Raw genomic sequence first — 8841 nt, 5'->3', positions numbered from 1 at the left:
GGTGCGCCAGCGGCCCGCGGCGACCAGCCCGCCGGCGGGTGCCGCGGGTCGCGGTCCGCGCAGCACCCACCACCCGCGGTCGGACGCGGCCGCGTCCCGCCGCTCACCGGGCCGGCGGACGAGCAGCACCCGCCAGCCGTCGCCCCGGACGCGCGCACGGACCGCCCGCAGCACCTGGGGTCCGAGGCCGATGCCACCGAGCGCGTCCGGCAGCCACGGACCGGGGTGCTCGACGAGGAGCCAGGAGCGGGCCGGCGCGGCCGTACCGGCCAGGGGGTCGTCCCGCTCGCGCGCGGCAGCGGCGCACAACGGGACGGAGGTCACGCGTCGACTCTGCCACCCGTGCCGCGGCGGCACCGTCCGAGGGGTCCGTGTGTCCGGCGCCGCGGGCCACTGGACGAGGCGCGCTGGCGTGTCACACGTGTCGTTCGACCACTTCGGTGTCACTTCCAGCACTGAACTGGCGAAACGGTCGCCAGGAGGAGGGGTCAGGCGACGACGACGCCGCAGAGCAGCAGCCGGCGGCCGAGGTCGACGTCGTCGACCACCATCGACCCCTCGTCGAGCAGCCGGCGGACGGCGTCGACGTGCTGGGGGCGGATCACGACGTCGCCGGTGCGGCTGACCAGCCGCACGCCGTCGCCGTCGTCGACCAGGCGCGCGAGCAGGTGCTCGCGCAGCCGCAGGGTCGCGCCTTCCGTGAGCTCGGCCGCGGCGCGGTGCTGGGCGAGCGGGCCGACCGGGGCGGCGCGCTGGGCCCGCACCGCGGACGAGCGCAGCCGCTCGGCGACGTCGGCCGGGTCGACCTGCGAGAGCGCCTGCAGCAGCGCGTCTCTGGTGGCGTCGACGTCGGCGGCGAGCGCGTCGGGCGACGTCACGTCGGCGCCGAGCGCGAGCGACGACCGGACGGCGACGTCGTCGTGGGCCCGGGTGAGCGCGAGGTCGAGCAGCTCGCGGGCGAGGTGGTGCCGCGTCCAGGTGTGGACGCCGATGGTGACGTGGGTGCTGACCTCGCCCTGGGCGGTGGCGGCGTGCAGCCAGCCGCGCGGCAGGTACAGGCAGTCGCCGGGCTCGAGCACGGCGCGCAGGTAGGGCTCGCGGGCGGCCTCGGCCTCGACGGCGGCGCGCCGGTCGGTCCACACGTCGTCGCGCAGGGGCGCGTCGTGCACGGGCGCGTGCAGGCGCCACTCCTTGCGGCCGTGGGTCTGCAGCACGAACACGTCGTGCACGTCGTAGTGGTCGGCGAACCCCTGGTTCTGCGGCGGGGTGACGTAGGCGTTCACCTGCACCGGGTGGCCCAGGTCGGCGGCCAGGCCCTGGGAGAAGTGCACCAGCGGCGCCCAGCTGCGGTGCAGGCCCTGCAGCACCATCGTCGCGCCGTCGGCGAACAGCCGCACCAGCCGGTCGTCGCTGACCTGGTCGCCGACGCCGGCGCCGATGCCGCCGCCCGCGGTGAACTCGCGGTCGCCGAGGGTGCTGCCCGCCCGGGCGACCCGCAGGAAGGGGGTGCGCAGCCCGCGCTCGGACACCAGCGTGTCGACGCCCGCCTGGTCGAGCAGGTCGTCGAAGGGCTTGGGCAGGTCCTTCGCCCGGGTGAGCAGCGGCTCGCTCGACCAGTACCGCGACCCGAAGAGCTCCGGGTCGGGTACCAGCCGAGCGAGGTGGGGTCGATCCATCAGGCCCTCAGGTCTCAGGCGCCGGAGTCGGCTCCGCCGTCGGCGCCACCGTCCGCGCCACCGTCCGCGCCACCGTCGGCGCCACCGTCCGCGCCACCGTCCGCGCCACCGTCGGCACCGCCGTCCGCGCCGCCATCGGCACCGCCGTCCGCGCCGACGTCGCGGCCGCCGGAGTCCGCGCCGCCGTCGGCCGGGCCGTGCTCGTGGTCCGCGCCGCCGTCGAGGGGGCCGTGCGTGCTCTCGGTCTCGTTCTCGCTCATGCGTCCTCCACACCTGTCGTGGGCGCCTGGCGGGCACCCGCTCAGCCCGGCTCGAGGCCGGTTCCCGCCATGCTGGCCCGCCCGCACGGGCGCCGCATCCCGAGCACTCGGCGCGCGGGACGCGCCGACCCCAGTGACGATGAGTGACGTGGACCTGTCCCGGACGCTGCGCGACGCACCGACGCCCGCGTCCGGGACGCTCGAGCGGTGGCGCTGGCTGGCCCAGGTGGGGTCGCGGGACCTGGCCCTGGCCAAGCTCGTCGAGCCCCACCTCGACGCCGCCGCGATCCTGGCCGACCTGGGCGCGCCGCCGCCGGGTGCGGACGACGCCTGGGCGGTCTGGGCGGCCGAGCCGCCGGGGCTGCAGCTGGTCGCCGGACCCACCCACGACGGCTGGGTGCTCAACGGCCGCAAGGCGTTCTGCTCGGGCTGGGACCAGGTGACCCACGCCCTGGTCACCGCCACCTACCAGGGCGATTCGCGCCTGCTCGCCGTCGACGTCTCGGCGGCGCGCGCGGCGGGCACCGTGCGACCGACCGGACCCGGGTGGGCGGGACCGGGGATGCAGCGCGCCGGCACCGCCACCCTGCAGGTCGACGGCGTGCCGGCGCGCGCGGTCGGTGAGCCTGGCGACTACACCGGGCGCACCCGGTTCTGGGACGGCGCGATCGGGGTCGCCGCCGTGTGGTGGGGCGGGGCCCGCGCCGTCGCCGACACCCTCGTCGCCGCGTCGCGGCGCCGCGACGTCGGCGAGCACGCCCTCGCGCACCTGGGCGCCGTCACCTCCCTGCTCGACCGCACCTGGGCCCACCTCGAGCTCGCGGCGCGCGTCGTCGACGCCGGCGGCGACGACGGCGCCGCCCGTCGCGTGCTGGCCGAGTCCGTCCGCGCCGGGGTCGCGGACGCCGCGACCGAGGTGGTCGAGCGGGTCGGACGCGCCCTCGGGCCGGGCCCGCTCGCGCTCGACGCCGACCACGCCGGACGGGTCGCCGACCTGCTGGTCTTCGTCCGCCAGCACCATGCCGAGCGCGACCTCGCGGCGCTCGGCCGGCTGGTCGCCGACGGGCACGGGAGCCGCCCGTGAGCGCCCTGCCCGCGCTCGCAGGTGCGCGGCAGCGGCACGTCGACGAGGCCGTCTGGCAGGGCGCCGACTGGCACACCCGGCCCGCGGCGATCCTGCCCCCGGCGGGCGCGCACGTGGTCGTCGTGTCGGCGCACCCCGACGACGAGGTGCTCGCGCTGGGCGGCACCCTCTCGCTGCTGGCCGCCCGCGGCTGCCGGCTCACGCTCGTCACCGCCACCGACGGCGAGGGCTCGCACCCCGACCTCGACCCGGACGCCGTCGCCCGGCGCCGCGCCGACGAGCTGCGCCGCGCACTGGACCTGCTGGACGTCGACGCCGAGCCGGCGCGTCTCGGTCTGCCCGACAGCGGGCTCGCCACCCGGGAGGACGACCTGCTCGCGGCCCTGGCACCGCTCGCGCACGACGCCGACCTGGTGGTCGGCACCTGGTCGGGCGACGCCCACCCCGACCACGAGGCGGTGGGACGCGCCTGCGGGCGGCTCGGGACCCCCACCTGGGAGACGCCGGTGTGGGCGTGGCACTGGGCCGCACCCGACGACCCGCGCTTTCCCTGGGACCGGGTGCGGCTGGTCGACGTGTCGAGCCGGCTCGAGCGCAAGGCCGAGGCCGTGGCCGCCTTCACCAGCCAGCTCGAGCCGCGGGGCGACGACGGCCCGGTGCTGCCGCCCGACGTCCTCGCGCACTTCGCCCGGCCGTTCGAGGTGGTGCTGACGTGACCTCCCCGGACTACTTCGACGACCTCTACGCCCGCTCGCCCGACCCCTGGCGCCTCAGCAGCAGCGCCTACGAGGCGCGCAAGTACGCGGCGACGGCCGCCGCGGTCCCGGACGGCGCCGGGCTCGTGCACGAGCCGGGCTGCTCCGTCGGCGTGCTCACCGCCCTGCTCGGACGACGCTGCCACCGGCTCGTGGCGTGGGACCTGTCCGCCGTCGCGGTCGCGTCGGCGCGCGAGCGGGTCGCCGACCAGCCGCACGTCGACGTGCGGGTCGGGGCCGTCCCCGGCTGGTGGGCCGACGGCCGTCCCGACGTCGTCGTGCTCTCCGAGCTCCTCTACTACCTGTCCGACGACGACCGCCGGCGCACCCTCGACCTGGCGGCGCAGCGTCTCGCCGCCGGGGGCCACCTGCTCGCGGTGCACTGGCGCCACCCCTTCGCCGAGGCCCCCACCGACGGCGACGCCGTGCACGACGCCCTGCTCGCCGACGACCGCTGGTCGGCGGTCGACGAGCAGGTCGACCCCGACTACCGGCTCGCCCTGCTGCGGCCCGCGACGGGGATCGACCCGTGAGCCTGCCCGCCCGGGTCGTCGTCGTGGTGCCCGCCCGCGACGAGGAGGAGCTGCTCCCCCGCTGCCTGGCCTCGGTCGGGGTCGCGCTGGACGGCGTCCGCCCACTCGGGGTGCAGGGGTCGGTCGTCGTGGTGGCCGACTCGTGCACCGACCGGACGGCCGACGTCGCCGCACGCGCCGGCGCCGTCGTCGTCGAGGCGGTGTGCGGGCGCGTCGGTGCCGCCCGGGCCGCCGGCGTCGCCACCGCCCTCGCCCTGGCGGACGAGGAGCCGTCCCGCGTCTGGCTCGCGCACACCGACGCCGACTCGGCGGTGCCCCGCCACTGGCTGATCGAGCAGCTGCGGCACGCGGCGGCGGGCGCCGACGCCTGGGTCGGCACGGTCCGGCTCGCGGACGAGTCCGACGGCGAACCCGTGCCGCCCGAGCGGCGCGAGGCCGTCGACCGGTGGGTCGCCGCCTACGCCGCGCTGCTGCTGCCGGACCGCACCCACGACCACGTGCACGGCGCCAACCTCGGCGTCCGGGCCGACGCCTACCTGGCCGTGGACGGCTTCGACCCGGTCGGCCTGCACGAGGACCGCGTCCTCGCGGCGCGTCTGCGCGAGGCCGGCCGGCCCGTGGTGACGAGCACCGCCGAGCCCGTCACCACCTCGCACCGCTGGGACGGGCGCATCGCGGAGGGCGGCGTCGCCCACGACCTGCGGACGGCCTGACCGCGCGGGTGACGCGGCCCGCGTTCGCTGCCAGGATCGGCGCATGGCACACCCCCGCGCGGGACAGCGCGCCCAGCCCGAGGACCTCGTCGACGTCGACGCCCTGCTCGACGCCTACACCGCGACGACGCCCGACCCGGACGACCCCGACCAGCAGGTCGTGTTCGGCACGTCGGGCCACCGCGGGTCGAGCCTGGACGGCGCGTTCAACGAGGCGCACATCCTGGCCATCACCCAGGCCATCTGCGAGTACCGCGCGGGCCAGGGCATCACGGGCCCGCTGGTCATCGGACGCGACACGCACGCGCTGTCGCTCCCGGCGTGGCACACGGCGCTCGAGGTGCTGGTCGCCAACGACGTCACGGTGCTCACCGACGAGCGCGACTCGTGGACGCCGACTCCCGCTGTGTCGCACGCGATCCTGCGGCTGAACCGGCAGGGGTCGCACGGGCAGGTCGACGGCATCGTGGTCACGCCGTCGCACAACCCGCCGCGCGACGGCGGCTTCAAGTACAACCCCCCGCACGGCGGCCCGGCCGACTCCGACGCCACGGGCTGGATCGCCTCGCGCGCCAACGACCTGCTGCGCGAGGGCCTGCGCGGCGTCCGTCGCGTGCCGACCGACCGCACCCGCGACGCCGTGCGGGGGTACGACTTCCTCGGGCACTACGTCGACGACCTGCCGTCGGTGCTCGACCTCGACGCGATCCGGCAGGCCGGCGTGCGCATCGGCGCCGACCCGCTGGGCGGCGCCTCGGTCGAGTACTGGGCGGCGATCGCCGAGCGGCACCGCCTCGACCTGACCGTGGTGAACCCCGAGGTCGACCCCCGGTGGGCGTTCATGACCCTCGACACCGACGGCAGGATCCGGATGGACTGCTCGTCGCCGAACGCGATGGCCTCGCTGATCGGCGCCAAGGACGCCTACGACGTGTCGACGGGCAACGACGCCGACTCCGACCGCCACGGCATCGTGACCCCGGACGCCGGCCTGATGAACCCGAACCACTACCTCGCCGTGGCGATCGGCTACCTGTTCGCGCACCGTCCGGGCTGGGGTGAGCGGGTGGCCGTGGGCAAGACGCTGGTGTCGTCGTCGCTGATCGACCGCGTGGTCGCCGACCTCGGGCGCGACCTGCTCGAGGTGCCCGTCGGCTTCAAGTGGTTCGTGCCCGGGCTGCTCGACGGCAGCGTCGGTTTCGGCGGCGAGGAGAGCGCGGGCGCCTCGTTCCTGCGGCACGACGGCACCGTGTGGACCACCGACAAGGACGGCATCATCCTGGCGCTGCTCGCGTCCGAGATCCAGGCCGTCACCGGCCGCAGCGCGAGCGAGCACCACGCCCGGCTCGCCGAGCGCTTCGGCGCCTCGTCGTACGCGCGGGTCGACGCCCCGGCCGACCGCACGCAGAAGGCGAAGCTGGCGAAGCTGTCCCCCGCCGACGTGACCGCCACCGAGCTCGCCGGCGAGCCGATCACCGCCACCCTCACCGAGGCGCCCGGCAACGGCGCCGCGATCGGCGGCCTCAAGGTCACGACCGAGTCGGCCTGGTTCGCCGCGCGCCCGTCCGGCACCGAGGACGTCTACAAGATCTACGCCGAGTCGTTCCGCGGTCCGGAGCACCTGGCGCAGGTGCAGGACGCCGCCCGCGAGGTCGTCTCGGCGGCGCTGTCGTGACGCCGACGCCGCTGACGCCGCAGAGCGGCCACGGCGAGGTGCTGCTCGGCTACCTCGAGCGGCTGCACGAGGCAGTGCTCTGGAAGCTCGAGGGCCTGTCCGAGCGCGAGCAGCGGATGCCCATGACGGCCACCGGCACGAATCTGCTCGGCGTCGTGAAGCACCTCGCCGCGGTCGAGGCCGAGTACCTCGGTCTGTGCGTCGGCCGCCCGTTCCCCGAGCACATCCCGTGGACGGGCGACGACCTCGAGGACAACGCCGACATGTGGGCCACCGAGGACGAGCCGGCGCAGATGATCGTCGACCTCTACCGGCGGGTGGCCGCGCACAGCGCGCAGACCGTGGCCGAGCTGCCGCTCGACGCCCCCGGGCGGGTGCCCTGGTGGGACCCGCAGGAGACCACGCTGCAACGGCTGCTGGTGCACATGCTGGCCGAGCTCGCCCGGCACGCCGGGCAGATGGACGTCGTGCGCGAGTCGGTCGACGGCGCGCGCGGGATGCTGCCGCAGGCCCCCAACCTGCCCGGTGGCGACGAGGCCTGGTGGGCCGCCTACGTCACCCGCCTGCGGAAGGTGGCGGAGCGCTTCCCGGGTCGTTCGTGAGGTCGGTCGTGAGGTCGGTCGTGAGGTCGCCCTTGATCTCGGCCTTGAGCACCTTGCCGACCTTGGACCGCGGCAGCTCGGCCCAGACCTCGATCTGCTTGGGCGTCTTCACCGAGCCGATGCGCTCCTTGACGAAGGACCGGAGCGCGTCGACGTCGACGTCGTGACCGGGGCGGCCCTGCACGACCGCCACGACGCGCTCGCCCCACGTGGAGTCCGGCAGACCGACCACGGCGCAGTCCTGCACGTCGGGGTGCGCGAGCAGCGCCTGCTCGACCTCCACCGAGTACACGTTGAAGCCGCCGGTGATGATCATGTCCTTGGCCCGGTCGACGATGAACAGCCAGCCCTCGTCGTCGAGGTAGCCGACGTCGCCGGTGTGGTGCCAGCCGAACCGCGAGGCCTCGGCCGTCGCCTCCGGGTCGCGGTGGTAGCCCGCCATCACCAGCGGTCCGCGGACGACGATCTCGCCGCGCTCGCCCTGCGGCAGGAGCTCGCCGTCCGGCGTCATGATGGCTACCGTCACCAGCGGGCTCGGCCGTCCGGCCGACGAGAGCCGTTCCCGCGCAACGGTTCCGTCCGCGTGGTAGTGGTCGGCCGGCGCCATCGTCGAGATCATCATCGGCGCCTCGGTCTGCCCGAACAGCTGCGCCATCGGGCCGATCCGCTCGAGCGCCTCCTCCAGCCGCGCGGGCGACATCGGAGCCGCGCCGTACCAGAAGCACTGCAGCGACGACAGGTCCGTCGTCGGCAGCGCCTCGTGCGAGAGCACCATGTAGATGAGTGTGGGCGGCAGGAACGTGTGGGTCACCCGGTGCCGCTCGACCAGCGCGAGGAACTCGCCCACGTCCGGCCTGGGCATGATCACGATGCGACCGCCGAGCGCCAGCACGGGGAAGCAGAGCACGCCGGCGGCGTGGGTGAGCGGCGCGAGGGCGAGGTACACCGGTCGCGGCGAGAACGGGTACGACATCAGCGTCAGCGACGTCATCGTCTCGAGGTTGTGCCCGGTGAGCACGACCCCCTTCGGCCGTCCGGTCGTGCCGCCGGTACCCACCAGCATCGCCACGTCGTCGGTCGGGGCGACGTCGGTCCCCTGGCGCTCCTCGCCCACCCAGTCCGCGTACCGCTGCGCCCCGGGGACGTCGCCGTCGAGGCAGACCAGCACCCGCAGCCGCGGCAGGTCGTCGCGGATGGCGGCGACGAGCGGCGCGAAGGAGGCCTGGAACACCAGGCAGACGCAGTCGAACAGGTCGAGCAGCTCGCGGTTCTCGCGCGCCTCGTTGCGCGGGTTCACCGGGCACCAGACGGCGCCGGCCCGGGAGACGCCGAAGACGCACGAGAACGCGACCGGGTCGTTCGCCGACAGGATCGCCACCTTGTCGCCCGGTGCCACGCCCGAGCGGACGAGGGCGGCGGCCACGTCGTGGCTGCGCTGCTGCACCTCGCCGTAGGTGAGGACCTCGTCGCCGGTGACGAGGCACGGCGCGTCGGCCCCGAGCGAGGCCCCCTTGTCGAGGTACTCGACCAGCCGCACCTACCC

9 protein-coding genes and 1 pseudogene are annotated in these 8841 nt (G+C 75.7%); 6 read left to right on the top strand and 4 right to left on the bottom strand.

All coding sequences use genetic code 11. From position 1 onward, the window contains the following. From ACYVKY_RS18710 to ACYVKY_RS18700, 3 genes and pseudogenes are all read right to left on the bottom strand, one after another. A pseudogene (locus ACYVKY_RS18710) lies at positions 1-324 on the bottom strand (hypothetical protein); the annotation flags it as partial. Between the two features lie 164 nt (positions 325-488). After that, complete coding sequence (locus ACYVKY_RS18705; RefSeq protein WP_460436495.1) at positions 489-1676, bottom strand: cupin domain-containing protein; 1188 nt, start codon at positions 1674-1676, stop codon at positions 489-491. A 14-nt stretch (positions 1677-1690) separates the two neighbouring features. Further along, positions 1691-1936, bottom strand: a complete 246-nt coding sequence (locus ACYVKY_RS18700; RefSeq protein WP_460436494.1) for a BatC protein — start codon at positions 1934-1936, stop codon at positions 1691-1693. Between the two features lie 139 nt (positions 1937-2075). Here ACYVKY_RS18700 and ACYVKY_RS18695 point away from each other — a divergent pair, with 139 nt between their 5' ends. Genes ACYVKY_RS18695 through ACYVKY_RS18670 form a run of 6 tightly spaced genes read left to right on the top strand, consistent with a single transcriptional unit; the run spans position 2076 to position 7298 of the window. Further along, positions 2076-3020 carry an acyl-CoA dehydrogenase family protein gene (locus ACYVKY_RS18695; protein ID WP_460436493.1) on the top strand — a complete coding sequence of 315 codons (945 nt, stop codon included), beginning with the start codon at positions 2076-2078 and terminating at the stop codon, positions 3018-3020. Further along, positions 3017-3736: a PIG-L deacetylase family protein gene (locus ACYVKY_RS18690; RefSeq protein WP_460436492.1), complete on the top strand. Its 720-nt coding sequence runs from the start codon at positions 3017-3019 to the stop codon at positions 3734-3736. The genes ACYVKY_RS18695 and ACYVKY_RS18690 overlap by 4 nt, the downstream gene beginning before the upstream one ends. Then, positions 3733-4308: a class I SAM-dependent methyltransferase gene (locus ACYVKY_RS18685; RefSeq protein WP_460436491.1), complete on the top strand. Its 576-nt coding sequence runs from the start codon at positions 3733-3735 to the stop codon at positions 4306-4308. The genes ACYVKY_RS18690 and ACYVKY_RS18685 overlap by 4 nt, the downstream gene beginning before the upstream one ends. Beyond that, positions 4305-5021 (top strand): glycosyltransferase family 2 protein, encoded by a 717-nt coding sequence (locus ACYVKY_RS18680; protein WP_460436490.1) that lies wholly within the window; start codon positions 4305-4307, stop codon positions 5019-5021. The genes ACYVKY_RS18685 and ACYVKY_RS18680 overlap by 4 nt, the downstream gene beginning before the upstream one ends. Positions 5022-5064: 43 nt before the next feature. Next, the gene (pgm, locus tag ACYVKY_RS18675; protein ID WP_460436489.1) at positions 5065-6696 is read left to right on the top strand and encodes a phosphoglucomutase (alpha-D-glucose-1,6-bisphosphate-dependent); all 1632 of its coding nucleotides are present in this window, start codon (positions 5065-5067) and stop codon (positions 6694-6696) included. Then, complete coding sequence (locus ACYVKY_RS18670; RefSeq protein ID WP_460436488.1) at positions 6693-7298, top strand: DinB family protein; 606 nt, start codon at positions 6693-6695, stop codon at positions 7296-7298. Before pgm ends, ACYVKY_RS18670 begins: the two co-directional genes overlap by 4 nt. On the opposite strand, the gene ACYVKY_RS18665 is transcribed toward ACYVKY_RS18670, so the two are convergent. After that, positions 7252-8835: an acyl-CoA synthetase gene (locus ACYVKY_RS18665; RefSeq protein WP_460436487.1), complete on the bottom strand. Its 1584-nt coding sequence runs from the start codon at positions 8833-8835 to the stop codon at positions 7252-7254. The genes ACYVKY_RS18670 and ACYVKY_RS18665 overlap by 47 nt on opposite strands. Between the last annotated feature and the right edge of the window lie 6 nt (positions 8836-8841).

The sequence above is a fragment of the Angustibacter speluncae genome (assembly GCF_054777815.1).
This window is presented reverse-complemented; position numbering and strand designations above follow the sequence as displayed.

Bases quoted from the DNA above. Each gene is read 5' to 3' on its own strand.
- ACYVKY_RS18705 (WP_460436495.1), bottom strand. From the start codon at position 1,676: ATGGATCGACCCCACCTCGCTCGGCTGGTACCCGACCCGGAGCTCTTC.
- ACYVKY_RS18700 (WP_460436494.1), bottom strand. From the start codon at position 1,936: ATGAGCGAGAACGAGACCGAGAGCACGCACGGCCCCCTCGACGGCGGC.
- ACYVKY_RS18695 (WP_460436493.1), top strand. From the start codon at position 2,076: ATGAGTGACGTGGACCTGTCCCGGACGCTGCGCGACGCACCGACGCCC.
- pgm (WP_460436489.1), top strand. From the start codon at position 5,065: ATGGCACACCCCCGCGCGGGACAGCGCGCCCAGCCCGAGGACCTCGTC.